Origin of the sequence: Mycobacterium sp. smrl_JER01 (genome assembly GCF_048513595.2) — a bacterium.
In the GTDB taxonomy this organism is placed as follows: Bacteria; Actinomycetota; Actinomycetes; order Mycobacteriales; family Mycobacteriaceae; genus Mycobacterium.
Window position 1 is genome coordinate 4,223,643 of record NZ_JBLXXK020000001.1, and the last position, 19,464, is coordinate 4,243,106.

Consider the following 19,464-nt stretch of genomic DNA (forward strand, 5'->3'; position numbering starts at 1 on the left):
TGATCGCTTGCCAGTCAACGCTTACCGGAATCATCACGGACCTCTCGGGGATCGACGGGCGGCCCTGCTCCGAGGGCGGGAAGGATGGCCTGGTCGACGATGTCGGCCCGGGCGGCGGCGTCGGGGATGGTGCCGGTGTCGATCTGGTGTTTGATCACCAGCGCCTCGCCGATGTCGGCGACCACCGGGGTGACCAACCGGGCGTCGATCTCCCCCAGTTCCGCGTAGTGGTCCATCACGGTGCGGGTGAACCGACCGCCGTGTGTCTCGAAGACCCGCCGGTAGAGGCCGTCGACCAGGTCGGGGCGGCGACCCCGCTCGGTCAGGATCGCGGCGACGACGACCGCGGTGGGACCGGTCAACCAGTCGGCGAGTAGCTCGAGCGAGCGCAGCAGATCGGCGCGCAGGTCGCCACCGCCCGGGGTGGGGACCTCCACCGGATATACCTCGGCGAGAGCCTCCAGGAGCAGATCGTCGACCGTGCGCCAGTGCCGGTAGATCGACGTTTTCGCGACGCTCGCTCGGCGTGCGACCCCTTCGACGGTGAGGCCCGCCACCCCGGCGTGCTCCACTTCGGCGAGAACCGCTGCTCGGCACACCGCCCGAAGGTCATCCGCCGATCTGCGCATCACGACACGCTAGCAACGCTCTCGTAGCTACGCAACCGTAGCTAGAGTGTGACGTCAGTACGCGTCGTGCAGCCGCATCCACTCGTACGGGGGTTGTTGCGGCCACCCCAGTGGTGAGTCCTCCCAGGACTCCTGGCGCCCGTACGGGGTGAGATCGAGCAGGTCGAACACCATCATGAACGGTTCCTCACCGCGGTCGAAGGTCTGCCAGGTGTGGAACACCCGGTCTCCGTCGCGCAGGAACACGCTGATCGAGTGGCGTTCCTGGCCGTCGACCGTGGTGTGGAAGTCCTCGTTGAAAGAGCTTCGACCCGACGACACCCACGGCAGATCCCAGCCCATCCGGTCTTTGAACGCGACCAGGCTGCCCACCGGTGCGCGCGACACCAGCACCAGCGAGGTGTCTTTGGCATGCAGATGCGACAGCGGGCCGATGTGGTCGGCCATCATCGAACACCCCGAACACCCCTCGTCCCAGTCGGATCCGAACATGAAGTGCTGCATGATGAGCTGGCGTCGCCCGTCGAAGAGATCCAGCAGCGTCAGCGGGCCCGCCTCGGTGTCGAACAGGTAGGGCGTGTCGATCAGCACCATCGGCAGTCGACGGCGCGCCGCGCTGACCGCATCCTTGAGGCGGAACAGTTCTTTCTCCCGGACGAGCAGTTCGGCGCGCGCCTGTTCCCACTCAGCGCGCGACACGATCGGCGGCAAGGCTTCGACGGTCTCCATACCACGAGCTTGCCATCGCACCTCAGGAAAAGTCGGCGATCACCTCGGCCACCCGGCGCACCTGGTCGATGTCCGAACTGGTCGGGATCAGGTGCACTTCATCGGTGCCGATGTCGGCGAAACGCGCCAGCACGGCGCGTAATTCGTCGACTGTGCCGGCGAATCCGGTGGTCGGGGCCATCGCGTCGACGAACTCCGCGGGGATCCAGTTCATGTACCGCAGCAGATGCCGGTGCACTTGGGCGCGGGCCTCCTCGCCCTCTCCGATGGCGAACCAGAACGATGTCGCGAGATGCGGGGCGTCCTTGCCGGCCTGTTGCCAGGCGTCCCGCGCCACGTCGAACAGCTCACCCTGTTTGACGGCGTCGAGATCCAGCGTGGTGCCAGCGACCCCGGCGGCCCAGCCGGCCGCGCTTCGCACTGTCTTGGGCCCCAGGGTGCCGACCTGCAACACCGGCCCGCCGGGCTGCACCGGCGGCGGACCCACCGGCAGCGTCGAGTCGGTGATCTTCTCGCCGGCCCACACCCGCTGCATCACCGCGACCCGCTCGGCCATCTGGCGCATGGTCTGCGTCGCGGGATCTGCGCCCACGGCGCGGTAGTCCTCGTGCCGCCCGCCCACGCCGATACCGACGGTCAGCCGCCCACCGCACAACATGTCGCCGGTGGCGAGCTGTTTGGCGAGCATCACCGGGTCGTGCAGCTGTGGGATGACCACGGTCGTCACCAACCGCACCCGATCCGTCCAGGCCGCCAACGCACCCAGCAGGGTCAGGCTCTCCGGGTTGTCGAAGGCGATCCGTTCACCCCAGCACAACGACGAGAACGGGCCACCGTCGACGAGCTGCGCCCACGACTTCAACGTCGCACGGTCGAGATCGGGTTCCATCACCGGCATCGTCATCCCGATATGCACGTCGCGATTCTGGCACGCGCCACAGCGCGCAGCGCCACGGGAGGTGGCGGCGGCGTCGGTGGTGCGTCACCCCGAGGTGGCCGGCGGATCCTTGACGGCCCGGACCGGGTCCGCGCCGGGCGGGGTGAACAGCGCACCCCGCAGCCCACCGCGCACCGTGCGCACCGCCACCAGCAACCACGTACACAGCAACCCGACGAACGCGACCGCCGCGGCGTAGCGGAACGCGGTGAGACCGGTGTGCAGCGCCAGTTGCGTCGTGCCGGTGACGAACGTGCCCACCGGGAAGGTCAGGCTCCACCAGGTCAGCGCGAACGGCATCCCCCGGCGCAGGGTGCGGACGGTCAGGGCGGTGGCGAGAGCGATCCACAGCACCGCGAACCCCCACACCGGGACGCCGTAGATCACGGCGAAGACGGCCATGCCGTCGGCCAGCCGCCGGTCGACGGCCAGTGCCGCGTCGGTACCGAGCAGCCCTGCGACGGTGATCGATTGACCGAGAGGGCCCAGCACAATCCACAGCGTCGGCACCCGCGCGGTTCCCGAGGTGCCGAAGTGCGCCAGCCGGCTCCACACCATCGTGATGATGATGAACGAGGCCACCAGCGACAGCCCGAACATCGCGTAACAGCCGTACAGCATGGTGGCCCTGCCGGCGCCGTCGGCCATGTGTGGGATGAGCAGGCTGCCGGTCGCCGCCGCCACCATCGGCGGCACCACCGGCATCAGCCAGCCACCGAAGGCCGCATCGGGTTCGACCCGGTACTGGGTGAACATCAGGTACGGGATGCTCATCGCGGTGAACAGCCCGCCGAGGGTGCCGGCCGTCCACAGCACCCAGGCCAGGTCCACCGCGACCCGGTCACCGATCAGGTCCCTCCCGATGAGCAGCGCACCCGATGCCACCGTCAGCAGGGCCATCGGCGCCGCGCCGTAGAAGTGGGCCATCTGCGGGTTACGGACATGACTGCGCGCGACCACGGGGTTGCGGGCCCAGTGCGCCGTCATCGCAAGGATCAGGATCACCATCCACAGCGCCGAGATCACCCACACCACCAATGCGAACGAACGCAGCCCCGGGACGTGCACGGGTAGCGATGCTCCGGCGTTGGCGACGATGCCGGTACCCATCACCGAGGCGAACCAGTTCGGCCCGAGATAGCCCAGCATCGTGGGCCGCATCGCGGGCACCGGGTCGCTCATGCGCTCAGTATGGTCACCGTGACCGCTTGCGACCACGCGCGGCGGGCGTGTCGAGCCGCTGCCCGCCCGGCACGCACCGCGTGGGGTGACTCCGGGGGTGGTTTTCCCCCGGAGGACTCTCCGGAAAACGCTGTGTCGCCGCGGCGTGCCGGTCCCTAGGTTGAAGACATGACCGCAGTCACCGACACCGACGCCGTCACCGACCGCGTTCCGGTGAACAGCCACGACCCCACCGCCGCACCGGCGCGCCACAGAGCGCTCGGCGTCGCCGCCAGCGCATCGCTGCTCACCGGCGGCGCCCTTGCCGTGGTGTGGTTCTGGATCCCGCTGGTGATTCTGGTGATCGCCATCTCATCGATACCCAGCATCATCGGTTTCCTGGTGGCCGGCGTGGTGTTCATCTACCTGATGCGCGGTGTGGACCACATCGAGCGGGTCCGCAGCGAAGCGGTGTTCGGCATGGGTATCCCTGTCCCGCCCCGGCGCCTGTCGCCCCACAGCGGCTTCCAGCGGTGGGCCCACCAGCTGTGGTTGGACGTCAGCGGCGCCCGGTTCTGGAAGGCGGTGGCCCACCACTACCTCCGGATGACCTACGACGCCCTGGTCACCGGCTTGGCCGTGGGGCTTACCGTGTTCGCCTTCCTGGCGCCTGCCGCCGCGACCGCCGTCGGCAACAGCGACCCCGAGGCCGGACTGTCGTTCCTGCCCACGCCGGTGGCCTGGTTGCTGGCGGTGCTCGCCCTGGCGGCCGCGGTGGCGCTGGTGGTGTTCGCCCCCATGCTCGACGCCATGATCGATCGCTGGTTGCTGCCCCCGTCCCCGACCGCCGCACTGCAGCACCAGGTCAGTGCGCTCGCCGACGCCAGGGCCGGTGCGGTCACCTCGGCGCAGACCGAGCGGCACCGCATCGAACGGGATCTGCACGACAGTGTGCAGCCTCGGTTGGTGTCTTTGGCGATGACGATCGGTCTGGCCCAGACCAAACTCGACAGCGATCTGCCGGCCGCCAAAGCGCTGATCGCCGAGGCGCACGACGACGCCAAGAGCGCGCTCGTGGAGTTACGCAACGTCGTTCGCGGGATCGCCCCGACCATCCTGTCCGACCGGGGACTGGATGCCGCGCTGTCGTCGGTGGTGCAGCGGGCGGTGAACTCCGGCGTCCCGACCACGCTCAGCGTGCATCTGCCGCGCCGGTTGCCCGACGAAGTCGAGGCGTGCGCCTACTTCGTCGTCGCCGAAGCACTGACCAACGTCAGCCGGCACGCCGCCGCCTCCCACGCCGCCGTCACCGTCCGCCTCGACGAGACCACCGACCAGTTGCATGTCACGGTGTTCGACGACGGGTGCGGCGGAGCCCAGATCGTCGACGGCGACCGCGCTTCCGAAGCCACCGGCTTACGCGGACTCGACGAACGGGTGCGCGCCGCCCGGGGCACACTGTCGGTGTCCAGCCCGGCCACCGGTCCCACGATCATCTCCGCGGTGCTGCCATGCGGATCGTGATCGCCGAGGATTCGGCCCTGCTGCGCGCTGGGATCGAGCGGATCCTCACCGACGCCGGACATCAGGTGGTCGCGGGCGTCCCGGATGCGACCAATCTGCTCCGTCTGGTCAACGACGAGCAGCCGGACCTGGCCATCCTCGACGTCCGCATGCCGCCCACGTTCACCGACGAGGGCATCCGGGCGGCCGCCCTGCTGCGCCGGCAGAACCCGGAGTCTCCGGTGCTGGTGCTGTCCCACTACGTCGAGGAGCGCTACGCCGCCGACCTGATCGCCTCGGACACCCGTGGGTTCGGGTATCTGCTCAAGGACCGGGTCGCCGATGTGCCCGCATTCCTCGACGCCGTCGAGGTGGTGGGATCCGGCGGAACGGTGCTCGACCCCGAGGTCGTCTCTCAGATCCTGGTCCGCTCGCACCGGCGAAACGCCCTGGATGCGTTGACACCTCGCGAACGCGAGGTGCTGCAGCTGATGGCCGAAGGTAAGACCAATTCCGCGATTGCGGCGGCGCTGCACATGTCGGTGGGCTCGGCGGAGAAGCACATCGCGTCGATCTTCACCAAGTTGAACCTCGCCCCCGATGAGAACCGCCGCGTTCTCGCCGTCCTGCGGTACCTCGAATCCTGAAGCCCTGGAAGGATTTCCATGACAACCACCCTCGCCCCGCCGCCGTCACACCAGCCGCCGCCCCCGGCGCTGTCACCGGGCGGACGCACCACGATCCGGGTGCTGCTCATTCTTGCCGCCGGCGCGCTCATCGTCGCGGTCGTCGCGGCGTCGGTGACCGCGGCATGGGGTGTCAGCTCCTTCCGGGTCGTCAAGGACTCGACGACCCTGCCGAGCACCCTGACCTCGGTGGTGATCGACACCGGCTCGGTCCCGGTGGCGGTGCGCATCACCACCGACCGCCAGTCCCGTGAGCCGCGGGTGGACATGCGCATGATCAACTCGGTCCGGGCAGGGGCGGATCCGTTGGCTGTCAACGCCGATGGAACGACGGCCCAGGTCACCATCAACGCCGAGCCCTCGGAATTCCTGCAGTGGGGTCGGGCCGGCGAGATCACGCTGGTGTTGCCGCCGGAGGTGGCCCGGCGGCTGAGCGTGACCACGCAGCAGCAGACGGGTGTGGTCTTCGCCCAGGCTGACCTAGACGAGCTCAACGCGCGCACCGTGGACGGAGCAGTGGTCCTCAGCGGTTCGGCACGGCGTGTCCAGATCATCAACCAGCACGGTGACGTCACGACCCGGGAGCCGATCGCGGTGTCCCAGGATTTCCGGGCGACCACCGACACCGGGGACATCAGCGTCGGCTTCGCCGAGGTGCCCCCGATCGTGGAGGCCGAGACCCAGGACGGTGACGTGGTGATCTCGCTGCCACCGCCCGGGCCCTACTTCGTGGACGCGACGACCGGAGTCGAACACGCAACGACGGTGGTGCGAGTGCCGCAGACCCGCGACCGCGACAGTGCCGCGGCGGTGATCACCGCGCGGGCCACGACCGGCGATGTGGTCGTCGTCGACGAGCGCTGACACCGGCGATCGCGCGGTGGGGATCAGGACAGAATCCGGTCGGCTTCCCGCAACCCGCTCAGGTAGGCGCCGTGCACGGTGGCGAAGAACTCGGGGTGGGTCGCCTCGCCGGCGAACAGAAGCCGGTCGGTCACCGGAGCGGCCAGCGCGTCCTGGTCGTCAGGACCGGAGCCGACAGCCAGGTAGCTGTAGGACCCGCGGGCATGTCGATCGGCCGCCCACCGGGTGACGACGGCGCCCGCAGGGGCGGGAGCACCCAGCGCGGCCACCAGCCCGTCGATCGTCTCTTGGTCCGAATCGGCTTCGCGGGCCGCAGCGTTCGCCCCACCACGCAGACCGATGAGCAGCGGCACATCGGTGAACCGCAGTCCGTTGACGAGGTCGGAGGCGGGCTGGTCCCGCCCGGCGAGGCCCAGCATGTCCGTACGAATGCCGTGGCGCTGCGCCCAGAACGGTTCGTCGAAGCGCAACACGACCTTGTCGAGCAGTCCGAAGCCGAGTCGGGCGACCGCCGCCCTCTTGGTGTCGGGCAGTGGCGGATCGAACACGATGGTGTCGGCCTTGAGCACACCCAGCGGCACCGTGACGATCACCCGGTCGGCGTCGAACACCTGCTCTTCCGTCTCGACGGTGACACCGGCACCATCATGGGCGATCCGGGTGACTTCGGTGTCCAGCCGAATGTCCAGATCCGCTGCGAGGTGGTCGGTCAGCTGTCGGTAGCCGCCCGGCAGGATCAGGTCGGGCCCGTCGAACTGTCCTTCGTGGCCGAACCAGCGCAGCGCCAGGTCTTGCGGGTCGGCCGCGTACTCGGCGCTGATCGCGCTCGCCACCATCCACTGCATGAGCGGGTGCCGCAGCTGCACTCCCGCCGCCGCGAGACCGTCGGCCACTGAGGCGTCCGGGGCGGCGTCGGAAGTCATGCCGTCGACGGCGTCCATGATTGCCGTGAATGCCACCGAAATCTCTTCGACGGCCGCGGTGTCGGCCGACCTTCCGTCGTCGAGCACCGTCACGTCGTCGAAGTCCGTTTCCACGGTACGCGCGCCCACCTGTTCGGCCAGTTCGGTCAGCGGGTTGCCCTGCGCGCCGTGGATCCACGCTGCGCCGAGGTCGACCGGCACCCCCAGCGACATATCGGTCCACGTCCGACCGCCGATGCGGGAGCGGGCCTCGACCACGGTGACCGGCAGCCCGGCGTCGGCCAGGCGGCGGGCGGCGGCGAGCCCCGCCATGCCCGCCCCGACCACCACCACGTAGTCGCCGGGCGAGTCTCGGGCGCCGCGGCACGCACCGAGCAGGGGCGACGCCGCTACAGTGCTCAGGCCCACCCCCAGACCCACGCTCAGGCCCACCCCCAGACCCAGCGAGAAACGTCGCCGGGTCAGCGTCGCCATCAGCCGCCGCCGGTCAACATATCGACGATGTCGGCCACCGATCCGGACCGCGCCTGCCGGAATCCGGTGCCGGCCCAGATGTTCACCGCCTGCGGGTCTCCGGCCCGTACCGCCGCGGCGCGCAGCGGGCTGGTCAGGTAGTGCACCTCGGGGTAGCCGAACGGCGCATCCGCTTCGTGCTCGACGATGAACCGGTTGCGCAGTCCCCGCGCGTACCGCCCGGAGAATGCTCTGGTGACCGCCGTTTCGACGAACTGTGGATCAGTCAGCGCAGCCCGGTGCACCGGGCTGCTGCCCGCCTCGTCGGCAAGCAGGAATGCGGTGCCCAGCTGCGCGGCGGCCGCGCCCGCCTGCCGGACCCCGCGGATGTCGGCGGCGCTCATCAAGCCGCCCGCCGCGACGACGGGGATCGCGTGCTCGGCGGTGACCGCGGCCAACAGTTCGTCCAACGGCTGCTCGGAGGGCCTCGCGGTCGGGTCGAAAGTACCGCGGTGACCGCCCGCCGCCGGGCCCTGCGCCACCAGGATGTCGACGCCACACTCGGCGGCCAGTCGCGCTTCGGCAGCAGTGGTCACCGTCGCCGCCGTGGTGATCCCGGCTCCGGTGAGGCGGCGCCGCTCCTCGACGCTGGGCAGCCCGAACGTGAAGGACGCCAGCGCCGGCCTCAGGTCCAGCACCACCTCGAGCTTGGCGGTCCAGTGGTCGTCGTCGAATCGAGGGTCGCCGAGCTCGGCCCCATAGCGGTCGACTTCGGCCGCCAGCACACCCGCGTAGGCCGCCACCGCTTCGGGCCTGCCGGCACTGGCCTGCGGCACAAAGAGATTCACCCCGAGTGGACCGGCGGTGAGGCGCTGTGCAGCCTGCACGCGTTCGGCGAACACTTCAGCCGTCAGGTAACCGGCGGCCACGAAACCCAGTCCACCGGCGTTCGTGGCTGCCGCGGCGAGCTCGGGTGTCGAGGGCCCACCTGCCATCGGGGCGACGAGCACCGGCGCGGCCAGGTCCCGGACGTCGAAGCTCACCTGCTGTTCGTACCACGATCGGCGCTCCGTTGATCCCCGAACCTGATCCCCGAACCCGGCCGTCGGCGACACCAGTCTCGACTACGCCGAGGTCGGCGAAGACCAGGAGATCCATCCGCAGCACTACGCGTTCCTGGTCTCCGAGGACGAGTTCGACGCGATCTACGGCCGCATCCGCGATCGGGGCCTGGAGCACTGGGCCGACCCCAGAGGCGCGCACCCGGGTGAGATCAACCACAACGACGGTGGCCGGGGTGTCTACTTCCAGGATCCCGGCGGCCACTACCTGGAGATCCTCACCCGCCCGTACGGGTCTGGTGGCTGAGCCGGCCGCGAAGTATCTCGACTCCGGCGACCGCGGGGGAAGGGTGGTCAACCCACCGAATGACCGCGAGCGCCCTCCTGTGTGCGATAGGCATCGGCCAGCAATCGGACGTGGCCGGGCAGGTCACCGGAAGCGACATCGGACAGGCTGGTCTCTTCCAGCACCGAGCGCATGCTGGCCCGCAGCGCCCGCCACACGTCGGTCAGCGCGGCCGTCGGTCCGGAGTAGGGCAGATCACCGAGCCCGATATCGCGGACGCTGGCCAGCGGGCCGTCGATGCAGCGCAGCACGTCGGCGATGCTGATGTCGGCCGCGGGCCGGGCGAGCTCGTAGCCCCCCTCGCGGCCGCGGTGGCTGCGGACCAGCCGGTCGGTGCGCAGATCGGAGAGGATGTCGACGAGGAACTGCGGCGGTATCCCCTGAGCCTTGGCCAGATCGTCGGTTTTGACGAGTGCTCCGGTCTCGGCCGTGGCGAGTTGGACCATGGCCCGGACGGCGTACTCCGCCTTGGCCGACATCCGCATGGGGCTACCCTAGCCCGCCCGTCCCGGTCAGTCGGGGATGTCCTGAGCGCCCGGCACCACCACGGCGAACAGGTCGGCCACCGCGGCCAGGCTGGCGGACTGCACGGCCGCGGCGGGCACGTCCTGCCCGCCGACGCCGGGCAGCGCGCGGGTCGCCGTCGCGGCCGCAACCACCGTCGGCGCGTAGCCGAGGTTGAACGCGCCGCGGGCAGTCGAGTTCACGCACATGTGCGTCATGAACCCGGCCAACACCAGGTTCGACGCGTTGACCGCCTTGAGCCGCTCGTCGAGGTCGGTCTGCACGAACGAGTTCGGATAGTGCTTGACGACGACGGCCTCGCCGTCACGCGGAGCCACCCTGTCGACGATCGCACCGCTCTCCCCGGTGATGTCGTAGAGCGAATCGGCCCCGTCGTCGTGCTGGATGTGGATCACCGCAACCCCGGCGGTGCGCGCCCGGTCCAGTAGCGTCGCCACCTCGTCGAGCGCCGCCTGCACACCGTCGAGTTCCATCACGCCCCGGGTGTAGGTGTTCTGGCAGTCGATCAGGACCAGGGCCGAATCGGCGAGGCTCACCGGTGCCAGCGGTAGACCCGCCAACCCGCGCAGGGTGTGAAGTTCTGACATCCCCGCAGCCTACTGTGCCGCCCGCCGGGACGGGGTCAGCCCGCGGTGACCGCCAGCACCGCCTCCGCCAGCTCAGGCCGGCACACGATCAGGTCGGGCAACCGGCAGTCCCGCTGGTTGTAGACCAGCGGTGAGCCGTCGATGCGTGAGGTGTGCAGACCCGCCGCGCGGGCGACGGCGACCGGTGCCGCCGAATCCCATTCGTACTGTCCACCGGCGTGCACGTAGACGTCCGAGAGCCCCTGGACGACGGACGCGACCTTGGCTCCGGCCGAACCCATTTCGACCAGGGTGCCCGAGAGCGCCTCCTTGACCTGCAACGCGATCGCGGGCGGGCGGGTCCGCGAGACGACCACCCGTGGCGCGTCCGGCCCCGCCGGAGGTGCGACCACTGTCGGTGTCGCCAGCGTGATCCCCTGCGCGGGAAGCGCGACCGCGCCGGCGACGAGTTCTCCTCCGCTGCCGGTGCGCTCCCACAGCGCAACGTGCACAGCCCAATCGGTGCGGCCCGCTTCGGAGAACTCCCGGGTCCCGTCGAGGGGGTCGACGATCCATACGCGAGAGGCCGACAGCCGCGCCGGCTCGGTGTCTTCGGCCGGGCCCTCTTCGGAGAGGACCACATCGTCGGGCCGCTCGGCGGTCAGCGCCGCCAGCAGGAAATCGTGCGAGCGGGTGTCCCCGGCGGACTTGCGTTCCGCTGTCGACGCATCGGCGAACTCGGCGCGCACATCGAGCAGCAGCGCGCCCGCCTCGGTCGCCAGCCGCGCCGCCAGTTCGTGGTCGTTCACGTGGCCCGGCCCTCGATCAGGGCGATCACCGCGTCCGCGTGCTCGTCGGGCGTCCGGTCCGGGGTCAGCCTCAGGTCCGGGTTCTTCGGCCGCTGATAGGGGCTGTCGATACCGGTGAAATGGGTGATCTCGCCGGCACGCGCCTTGGCGTACAACCCCTTCGGATCGCGGCGCTCGCAATCCTCCAGTGGTGTGTCACAGAAGACCTCGAAGAAATCGAGCCCCTGCTCATTGGCCACCCTGCGGGCCAACTCCCGGTGCTCGGCGAGCGGACTGATCGCGGGCACCAGCACCACCTGACCGGAGTCGGCGAGGATCGCCGCGACGTGCGCCAGCCTGCGCTGATTCTCGGCCCGGTCGGCCATCGAGAAGCCCAGGTCGGCGTTGAGGCCGTGCCTCAAGTTGTCACCGTCGAGAACGTAAGCGGGAACTCCCTTTTCGAGCAGCTTCTGCTCGACCAGCATCGCCACCGAGGACTTACCCGAGCCCGACAGCCCGGTGAACCACACGGTCCGCCCCTTGGTCAGCCGGTCCTCGGACTTGCACAGCGATTCGTGGCGCACCGTGTTCGGGCTGGAGGTCCGTGCCGAGACGAACGGCAGGATCATCCCCGCGGCGACCGTGCCGTTGGTGTTCGGGTCGATCAGGATGAAGGACCCGGTCGCCGCGTTACGGCCGTACTCGTCGAGCAGCAACGGCACCTGACTGCGCAGCGAAACCCGGCCCAGCTCATTGATTTTCAGCGCTGTCGCGGTCTTGTCCCGGTGCAGGGTGTTGACGTCGAGGCGGTAGTCCAGGCCGGTGACCTTCACCCGTGTGGTCCGGGTGGTGTGCTTGATGACGTAGTCGCGGCCGGGTTCGAGCGCCGACCCGTCGGCCATCCAGCAGACGGTGGCATCGAAGTCCTGGTCGACCCGGGGCTGATTGTTCGGCCGGGCGATCATGTCACCGCGCGAGATGTCGATGTCGTCGGCCAGGCTGATCGACACCGCCATCGGCGGGAACGCCTCGGAGACAGGACCGCCGGGCCCCTCGATCTCGGTGATGCGGGAGGTGATGCCGGTGGGCAGGACCACGACCTCGTCACCCGGGCGCATCACGCCGCTGGCGACCGTACCGGCATAACTGCGATGGTCGGCGTGTTCGCGGGTCTGCGGCCGGATCACATACTGCACCGGGAACCGGACGTCGACGAGGTTGCGGTCGCCGGCGATGTAGACCTCTTCGAGGTGGGCGAGCAACGAGGGTCCCTCGTACCACGGAGTGGCGGCGGACTTGGACACCACGTTGTCGCCGTTGAGGGCCGACAGCGGGATCGTCGTGACGTCGTGGACGTCCAGGCGCGCGGCGAAATCGTGGAAATCGTCGCGGATCTTCTCGAACTGCTCTCGGTCCCAGTCGATGAGGTCCATCTTGTTGACCGCGAGGACGATGTGCTGGATACCGAGCAGCGAAGCCAGGAACGCATGACGCCGTGACTGCTCGAGCAGACCGTGCCGGGCATCGACCAACACGATGGCCAGCTGCGCGGTCGAGGTGCCGGTGACCATGTTGCGCGTGTACTGGATGTGGCCGGGCGTGTCGGCGATGATGAATTTCCGCTTGGCGGTTGCGAAGTAGCGGTAGGCCACGTCGATGGTGATGCCCTGTTCCCGTTCGGCCCGCAGACCGTCGGTGACCAACGCCAGGTCGGTGTAGTCGTGCCCGCGCTCCTTGGAGGTGCGCTCGACCGCGGCGAGCTGGTCTTCCATCACCGCCTTGGAGTCGAAGAGCAGGCGCCCGATCAGCGTGGACTTGCCGTCGTCGACCGAGCCCGCGGTCGCGATGCGCAGCAATGTGGTCATCAGAAATACCCCTCACGTTTGCGGTCTTCCATGCCCGCCTCGGAGATCCGATCGTCGGCGCGGGTGGCGCCACGCTCGGTCAGCCGCGAGATCGCGGTCTCGGCGATGACCTCTGACACCGTCGCCGCGGTGGACTCCACACAACCGGTGCACGTCACATCGCCCACGGTGCGGAACCGGACCGTCTTCTCGATGATCGGCTCCTCCTTGCGCGGCTGCAGGAACTTGTGCACCGCCAACAACATGCCGTCCCGCTCGAAGACCTTGCGCTGATGCGCGTAATAGATCGACGGCAGCGTGATCTTCTCGGCGCCGATGTAGGACCAGATGTCGAACTCGGTCCAGTTCGACAGCGGGAATGCACGGATGTGCTCGCCCTTGCGGTGCCTGCCGTTGTAGAGGTTCCACAATTCGGGCCGCTGGTTCTTCGGGTCCCACTGCCCGAACTCGTCGCGGAAGCTGAACACCCGCTCCTTGGCCCGGGCCTTCTCCTCGTCGCGCCGGGCACCGCCGAACGCCGCGTCGAACTTGTTCTCCCGGATCGCCCTCAGCAGGGTGAACGTCTGCATGGGGTTGCGCGAGGGAATGGTCTCGACCACCCGGCCGGCGTCGATGTCGTCCTGCACCTTGGCCACCACCAGGCGCACCCCGGACTCGGCGACGAGTTCATCGCGGGCCTGCAGCACCTCTTCGAAGTTGTGGCCGGTGTCGACGTGCATCACCGGGAAGGGCAGCCGTCCCGGCCGGAACGCCTTGATGGCCAGGTGCAGCATCACGATGGAGTCCTTACCGCCGGAGAACAGCAGTACGGGCCGCTCGAACTCCGCAGCCACCTCCCTGATGATGTGGATCGCCTCGGCCTCCAGCGCACGGAGGTGACTCAGCTCGTATCGCCCCGCATTCTGCGTGAGCTCATCGGTCGCGGTCATCATTCCTCGTAAAGTTGGTAGATTTGACCATATTTATGGTCATAACCCGAAATGGTGCCCGACGACTGACCCAACTGTCAACGTTCGGTGTTAGATTGCCGTCGTCCGACGCAGGGGAACACCGGTGTGAATCCGGGGCTGTCCCGCAACTGTGACCCGATGCGCGCACGCGCGACGGGGAGCCAGATCGCCTGCGCGGATTTTCGAACCCCCACGAGGATGGACGTACAAAGTGAATATTCTTCCCGGCTCGAATTCTGTCTCGCACGGCCATCGCAGGGTCGATCGGCGACGGTTTCTGCTCGGCGCGGGCGGTGTCGGACTGCTTGCCCTCGGCGCTCCCCTGCTGTCGGCCGGCTGCGGCACCGTCGCACCCGCCGGGCACCCGACCTCGGACGCGCCGCGGCGCGGCGGCACCCTGCGCACGGTGTTCGCAGGCACCTCGGCAAGCGCCGACGTCCTCGATCCGCATGTCGCGCCCCACTCGGCGGGCGGCGCACTGTCCAAGAACGTCTGGGACCACCTGGTCGAGTACAACAACGACCTCACGCTGCGTTACCGGCTGGCGGAATCGCTGGAACCGAACGTCGACGGCACCGAATGGCGGCTGCATGTCCGGCGGGGTGTGGAGTTCAGCGACGGCAGCCCGCTGACGGCGCGCGACGTGATGTGGAGTCTGGAACGGATGCTCGATGCCGACAAGCCATCGGCCGGCGACCTGTCCATGGTGGACCTGCCGGCCACCAGGACCGACGGCGAGCACTCGGTGGTCGTCGCGATGAACGAGCCGCTCGCCGACTTCGGATCCGTACTCGCCGGCTGGTACGTCTACGTGATCAAGGAAGGCACCGACGATTTCGACGCGACGACGCTGCCCGTCGGCACCGGCCCGTTCGCCCTGGAGTCGTGGTCACCGGGTGACCGGACCCGGCTGGTCCGCAACGACCGGCACTGGGACGGTGCACCGAATCTCGACGCCGTCGAGATCCTGCAGATCGCCGCGACCGAGCCACGTCTGAACGCCTTCCTGTCCGGTGAGGCCGACGTCGTCTACGAACTGGCGCCGATGCAGGGCAACGCGCTGCGCGAGCAACCCGACGTCTATCTCGTCACGCCTCCGGCCGGTGTGATGTCGGCTTTCCAGATGCGGGTCGACACACCACCATTCGATGACCCCCGGGTGCGTGAGGCGATGCGGTTGTCCGTCGACCGCCAGGCGATGGTGGATTCGGTGTTCTACGGTTTCGCCGAACAGGGCAACGACCTCTACGGCAAGGGGGCTCCGTTCTACCACGACGGGCTGCCGCAACGCTCCTATGATCCGGACCGGGCGCGCACCCTGCTACGTGAAGCCGGGCACGAGAATCTGACCGTCACCCTGCACACCGCAGACGTCAGCCCGGGCCAGCTGGAATCGGCCACCCTGTTCGCCGAGCAGGCCAAGAGGTCGGGGATCACCGTCGAACTGCAGACCGAACCCGGCGACATCTATTTCTCGCAGATCTCGGGCAACCGCCCGTTCACGCAAACAGGCTGGTGGAACTACAGTTTGGACTACTTCTACGGTCAGGCGCTGACCTCAGAGGCACCCGACAACGGCACCGGCTGGAAGAACCCCGGCTGGGACCGGACGTTCCAGCAGGCGCGCGCCACCATGGACGTCGATCGCCGCGCCGAGCTGTATCGCCAACTGCAGGAACAACTCTGGACCGACGGCGGTCACATTCTGCACGCCTTTGCGTTGCAGCCGACAGCGGTGCGAAGTCACGTCCGGGGCATCCGCGACGGCGTCCCCGGAACCGGCGACTGGGCGAACTTCTCCACCAGTTGGGTGTCGGCGTGACCGCCGCGCCGCCCGGGCCTTGAGATGACGCGCTACATCGCCGGGCGGCTGGCCGGGGCGGCGGCTGTCCTGTGCGTGGTGGCCGGCCTGATCTTCTGGCTCTTCGAACTTCTCCCGGGAGACGCTGCGACAGTACTGCTCTCACGCCAGGGTGCGGGGCAGGCCGACCCCGAACAGCTGGCGGTGCTGCGCGCAGAGCTCGGACTCGACCGTCCGGCCATCGTACGGTTCGTCGAGTGGGCCGCCGGACTGCTCCGCGGCGACCTCGGGATGTCACTGCTCTCGCACCGGCCGGTGTCGGAAGTGATGCGATTCCGGCTGGCCAATTCGCTGGTGTTGGCCGCGGTCACCGTCACGCTTCTGGTCCCGCTGTCGGTTCTGTTCGGACTGACCGCCGGCGCCTACGCCGGATCGCGCTTCGACCGGTGGGTCAGTCGGATCGCGCTGGCGTCGGAATCGATTCCCCCGTTCGTCATCGGCGTGCTGTGTATCTCCTGGCTGGCGTTGGGTCTCGGTTGGCTGCCGGCGGTGTCACTGGTCCCGACCGGCACCAGTGCACTGGACCGACCGGAAGTGCTGGTGCTGCCGGTGGTGTGCCTGCTGTGCGGCCTGGCACCACATCCCATCCGTATCGCCCGGGCCCAGATGGCCGAGGTGATGGGCAGTGACTACATCCGCACCGCACGCATCAACGGAGTCCCACAGCTGCGGCTCATCCTGCGCCATGCGGCACCCAACGCCCTGTCGGCGGCCGTGCACCCCCTCGCCGGCGCGATCGTGGGCCTCATCGGCGGGATCGCAGTGGTGGAAACACTTTTCGCCTACCCGGGCCTCGCCCACGAGCTGCTGCGCGCCATCTCGGCCCGGGACCTGCCCTTCGTCCAGTCGGCGTCGGTCCTGCTCGCCGGTTTCGGACTACTGACCTACCTGGTCGCCGATGTCGCCGCAATGGCCCTGTCCCCCGCCGGCCGAAACGTCCTGGACCGATGACCCGCAGGCTCGTCACGGTCGGACCTGCCGCGGCCGTCGTCCTGGCGCTGCTCGGGCTCATCGCTTTCGGTCCGTTGCTGGCACCGTATTCACCGACCGAGGCGCACGGCGTTCCATTCCAAGGGCCGTCAGGCGCGCATCTGCTCGGCACCGACTTCGTCGGCCGCGACGTCGCGTCACGGGTGCTGCACGGCGGATACCGACTGGCCGCGTTCACCTCGATCGCGCTGCTGTTGTCCTACCTTCTCGGAGTTGCGGTCGGACTCGCCGCCGGAATGCGCAGACGCGTCGACGGCTGGCTGATGCGGCCGGTGGACGCCATGATCGTGCTGCCGTGGTTTCTGGTCGTCGCGGTCATCGCCACGGCCGCGGGCAAGGGACCCGCGGCCGTCGTGCTCGCGACCGCGCTGGTGATCGCCCCCTGGGTCGCCCGGATCGTGCGCACCACCACCATCGAGTTGCTGTCCGCGGGTTTCGTCGAATCGGCCGTGGCGCGCGGTGAGAGCGATCGACGGATCGCCCTGCGTCAGATCCTGCCCAACCTACGGCCGGTCCTGATCGCGGACGCGGGTATCCGCGCCTCGGCGACCGTCGGGATCGTCACCGCAAGCAGCTTTCTCGGGCTCGGCACCCATCAACCCGCCCCCGATTGGGCGTTGATGGTCACCGAGAACCGTGCCGGGATCGGCACCGCCCCACTGTCGGTGCTGGTGCCTGCCGGCCTGATCACCGCATTGGTCGTCGCCTTGAACCTGTGTGCGGACCGCATGACCACCACACCGTCGGCACCGGCGTCCCCCCGGTCCCGGTGTGGCGCCGCAACCCCCGGTCTGACCGTCACCGATTCGGCCGGGCGGACGATTCTCGACGACATCGCGCTCGACCTTCCCGCCGGGCGCAGTGTCGCGATCGTCGGCCCGTCGGGAGCCGGTAAGACCACCCTGGCCCTGGCGCTGCTGGACGCCCTCCCTCGCGGCCTGACCCGCCAGGGCGGCGCGCGCTCGGTCGTGAGCACGCCGCGCCGCATGGGGTACGTTCCGCAGGACCCGGCGACGGGCCTCAACCCGGCGCTGCGCATCGGGGCGCACTTCGGTGAAATGCAACGCGCACACCGCGAGTGCGGAACCGCGGAGGTCGCTGAAGCATTGCGTGGCGTCGACCTGCCCGACAGCAGATCGTTCCTGCGCCGCTACCCGCACCAACTCTCCGGCGGTCAGCAACAGCGCGTCCTGATCGCGCTTGCGTTGCTGCACCGGCCCGCGGTCGTGGTGCTCGACGAGCCGACGACCGGTCTGGATGCCGAGACCGCCGCCATCCTCGTTGCGACACTGCGTGATCTGCGTGCCGGCACGGGCACCAACTTTCTGGTCATCACCCACGACCTGGACTCGGTTCGTGACCTCGTTGACGATGTCGTGACCCTGCGCAACGGCCGGATCGTCGCGCCCACACCCCGGCCACCGGTGCCCCCGGTGCGGGCGCTGGCCGCGTCGCCCCCGCGCCGGGACCCGGTTCTGCTGGTCGAGGACCTTGCCATCGGCCACCACGGCCGAATTGCGCTGGAACTGCCGGAACTGACCGTGCGCGCCGGGGAGTGCGTGGCACTGGTCGGCCGGTCCGGAAGCGGTAAGACCACGGTGGCGCGTAGCCTGGTCGGCCTGCACCGGCCGCAGGGCGGGCGGATCCTGCTCGACGGAGCCGAACTGGCACCCGGTGCGCGGCAGCGAACCGCCGCACAGCGGCGTGCGATCCAACTCGTCTTCCAGAACCCGCGGCGCTCACTGAATCCGCGCAACACCGTCGGCCAGGAGTTGCGGCGTGCGCTCCAGCTGACCTCCGCCCCGGTGCGCGGCGAACAGGAAGGCCGGGACGTCGCGGGCCTGCTCGCACTGGTCGGGCTCGGTCCGGAGCTGCTGGGCCGGGGAACGCGTCAGCTGTCCGGCGGGCAGGCTCAGCGGGTGGCGCTGGCCCGCGCGATAGCTGTCGGTCCGCGAGTGCTGGTGTGCGACGAGATCACGTCCTCTCTGGACCAGGACACCAGGGACGCGATCCTGGACACGCTCGCCGGGCTGGCCGCCGCAGGCACCGGCATCGTGTTCATCAGCCACGACGCGGCCGCTGTCGCCACCATCGCCAACCGGGTGATCCGGCTTGCGCTAGACCGTGACCTCGTTGAGTCGGCCGGTCGCGACGTCGAAGACGAAACCGCGTAGCGAATCGTGTTTGGTGACGAACGGGCTGGCCTCGATGCGTCGCAGGGACTGCCGGACGTCCTCCTCCACATCCTGGAACGCCTCGGCGGCCCACTCGGGTTTGAGGCCCGTCTCGTCCTGGATCTGTTGCTTGAAGCCATCGTCGGTGAACGTCAGCATCCCGCAGTCCGTGTGGTGGATCAGGATGATCTCCCTGGTGCCGAGCAGTCGTTGACTGATGGTCAACGAGCGGATCTCGTCATCGGTGACGACGCCGCCGGCGTTGCGGATGACGTGCGCCTCGCCGTCCTTGAGGCCGAGGATCCGGTAGACATCGAGCCGCGCGTCCATACAGGCCACCACGGCGACGTGCTTGCTCGGCGGCAGCGGCAGCGGCCCGGAGAAGCTCTTGGCGTATTCCTCGTTGTTCTTCAGGTACTCGTCTGTGACCGACATGGCGCGACCGTAGCCCTA

Annotated in this window: 17 protein-coding genes, 2 pseudogenes and 1 riboswitch; of the genes and pseudogenes, 7 read left to right on the forward strand and 12 right to left on the reverse strand. The window is 68.9% G+C overall.

Translation table 11 applies throughout. The annotated features are described in order from the left end of the window. Positions 1 to 14 precede the first annotated feature (14 nt). The 4 genes from ACNUDN_RS19610 to ACNUDN_RS19625 all read right to left on the reverse strand — a co-directional run bounded on the left by ACNUDN_RS19610 (position 15) and on the right by ACNUDN_RS19625 (position 3,477). Positions 15 to 629: a TetR/AcrR family transcriptional regulator gene (locus ACNUDN_RS19610; protein ID WP_419123442.1), complete on the reverse strand. Its 615-nt coding sequence runs from the start codon at positions 627 to 629 to the stop codon at positions 15 to 17. Positions 630 to 683: 54 nt separating this feature from the next. Continuing rightward, positions 684 to 1,358 (reverse strand): DUF899 domain-containing protein, encoded by a 675-nt coding sequence (locus tag ACNUDN_RS19615; RefSeq protein ID WP_419123443.1) that lies wholly within the window; start codon positions 1,356 to 1,358, stop codon positions 684 to 686. 22 nt (positions 1,359 to 1,380) lie between these two features. Continuing rightward, entirely contained in the window at positions 1,381 to 2,262 is an 882-nt protein-coding gene (locus tag ACNUDN_RS19620) for an LLM class flavin-dependent oxidoreductase (protein WP_419125226.1), read from the reverse strand. Between the two features lie 78 nt (positions 2,263 to 2,340). Next, positions 2,341 to 3,477, reverse strand: coding sequence for a TDT family transporter (locus ACNUDN_RS19625; RefSeq protein ID WP_419123444.1), 1,137 nt, complete (start codon positions 3,475 to 3,477; stop codon positions 2,341 to 2,343). Positions 3,478 to 3,645: 168 nt separating this feature from the next. Between ACNUDN_RS19625 and ACNUDN_RS19630 the strand changes: the two genes are divergently transcribed. The 3 genes from ACNUDN_RS19630 to ACNUDN_RS19640 are packed head-to-tail and all read left to right on the forward strand — an operon-like array spanning position 3,646 to position 6,509. After that, a complete protein-coding gene (locus tag ACNUDN_RS19630) occupies positions 3,646 to 4,980 on the forward strand; it encodes a sensor histidine kinase (protein WP_419123445.1) in 1,335 nt (444 codons plus the stop codon). Then, the gene (locus tag ACNUDN_RS19635) at positions 4,968 to 5,606 is read left to right on the forward strand and encodes a response regulator (protein WP_419123446.1); all 639 of its coding nucleotides are present in this window, start codon (positions 4,968 to 4,970) and stop codon (positions 5,604 to 5,606) included. Before ACNUDN_RS19630 ends, ACNUDN_RS19635 begins: the two co-directional genes overlap by 13 nt. Positions 5,607 to 5,624: 18 nt before the next feature. Then, positions 5,625 to 6,509 carry a DUF4097 family beta strand repeat-containing protein gene (locus tag ACNUDN_RS19640; RefSeq protein WP_419123447.1) on the forward strand — a complete coding sequence of 295 codons (885 nt, stop codon included), beginning with the start codon at positions 5,625 to 5,627 and terminating at the stop codon, positions 6,507 to 6,509. 23 nt (positions 6,510 to 6,532) lie between these two features. Here the strand turns inward: ACNUDN_RS19640 and ACNUDN_RS19645 are convergent, their stop codons facing one another. Then, a complete protein-coding gene (locus ACNUDN_RS19645; protein ID WP_419123448.1) occupies positions 6,533 to 7,906 on the reverse strand; it encodes a flavin monoamine oxidase family protein in 1,374 nt (457 codons plus the stop codon). After that, a complete protein-coding gene (locus ACNUDN_RS19650) occupies positions 7,906 to 8,928 on the reverse strand; it encodes a nitronate monooxygenase (RefSeq protein WP_419123449.1) in 1,023 nt (340 codons plus the stop codon). Before ACNUDN_RS19650 ends, ACNUDN_RS19645 begins: the two co-directional genes overlap by 1 nt. A 73-nt stretch (positions 8,929 to 9,001) precedes the next feature. Between ACNUDN_RS19650 and ACNUDN_RS19655 the strand changes: the two are divergent. Next, positions 9,002 to 9,253, forward strand: a pseudogene (locus ACNUDN_RS19655) (VOC family protein); the annotation flags it as partial. 47 nt (positions 9,254 to 9,300) lie between these two features. On the opposite strand, the gene ACNUDN_RS19660 reads toward ACNUDN_RS19655, so the two are convergent. The 5 genes and pseudogenes from ACNUDN_RS19660 to cysD form a co-directional block, all read right to left on the reverse strand. Continuing rightward, a complete protein-coding gene (locus ACNUDN_RS19660) occupies positions 9,301 to 9,777 on the reverse strand; it encodes an Rrf2 family transcriptional regulator (protein WP_419123450.1) in 477 nt (158 codons plus the stop codon). 27 nt (positions 9,778 to 9,804) lie between these two features. Beyond that, complete coding sequence (locus ACNUDN_RS19665; RefSeq protein WP_419123451.1) at positions 9,805 to 10,404, reverse strand: cysteine hydrolase family protein; 600 nt, start codon at positions 10,402 to 10,404, stop codon at positions 9,805 to 9,807. A 35-nt stretch (positions 10,405 to 10,439) separates the two neighbouring features. Further along, positions 10,440 to 11,192 (reverse strand): 3'(2'),5'-bisphosphate nucleotidase CysQ, encoded by a 753-nt coding sequence (locus ACNUDN_RS19670; protein ID WP_419123452.1) that lies wholly within the window; start codon positions 11,190 to 11,192, stop codon positions 10,440 to 10,442. Then, a complete protein-coding gene (cysC, locus tag ACNUDN_RS19675; RefSeq protein ID WP_419123453.1) occupies positions 11,189 to 13,036 on the reverse strand; it encodes an adenylyl-sulfate kinase in 1,848 nt (615 codons plus the stop codon). Before cysC ends, ACNUDN_RS19670 begins: the two co-directional genes overlap by 4 nt. After that, positions 13,036 to 14,008 (reverse strand): annotated as a pseudogene (cysD, locus tag ACNUDN_RS19680) (sulfate adenylyltransferase subunit CysD). The gene cysC and the pseudogene cysD overlap by 1 nt, the downstream one beginning before the upstream one ends. Before the next feature lie 27 nt (positions 14,009 to 14,035). Next, positions 14,036 to 14,178: riboswitch (cobalamin riboswitch) on the forward strand. Positions 14,179 to 14,197: 19 nt separating this feature from the next. Between cysD and ACNUDN_RS19685 the strand changes: the two are divergent. The 3 genes from ACNUDN_RS19685 to ACNUDN_RS19695 are packed head-to-tail and all read left to right on the forward strand — an operon-like array spanning position 14,198 to position 19,011. Further along, positions 14,198 to 15,808 (forward strand): ABC transporter substrate-binding protein, encoded by a 1,611-nt coding sequence (locus ACNUDN_RS19685; protein ID WP_419123454.1) that lies wholly within the window; start codon positions 14,198 to 14,200, stop codon positions 15,806 to 15,808. Between the two features lie 24 nt (positions 15,809 to 15,832). Then, positions 15,833 to 16,798 carry an ABC transporter permease gene (locus ACNUDN_RS19690; RefSeq protein ID WP_419123455.1) on the forward strand — a complete coding sequence of 322 codons (966 nt, stop codon included), beginning with the start codon at positions 15,833 to 15,835 and terminating at the stop codon, positions 16,796 to 16,798. Further along, entirely contained in the window at positions 16,795 to 19,011 is a 2,217-nt protein-coding gene (locus ACNUDN_RS19695; protein WP_419123456.1) for an ABC transporter ATP-binding protein/permease, read from the forward strand. The genes ACNUDN_RS19690 and ACNUDN_RS19695 overlap by 4 nt, the downstream gene beginning before the upstream one ends. On the opposite strand, the gene ACNUDN_RS19700 is transcribed toward ACNUDN_RS19695, so the two are convergent. Then, complete coding sequence (locus ACNUDN_RS19700) at positions 18,955 to 19,446, reverse strand: beta-class carbonic anhydrase (protein WP_419123457.1); 492 nt, start codon at positions 19,444 to 19,446, stop codon at positions 18,955 to 18,957. The two genes, ACNUDN_RS19695 and ACNUDN_RS19700, sit on opposite strands and share 57 nt — an antisense overlap. Between the last annotated feature and the right edge of the window lie 18 nt (positions 19,447 to 19,464).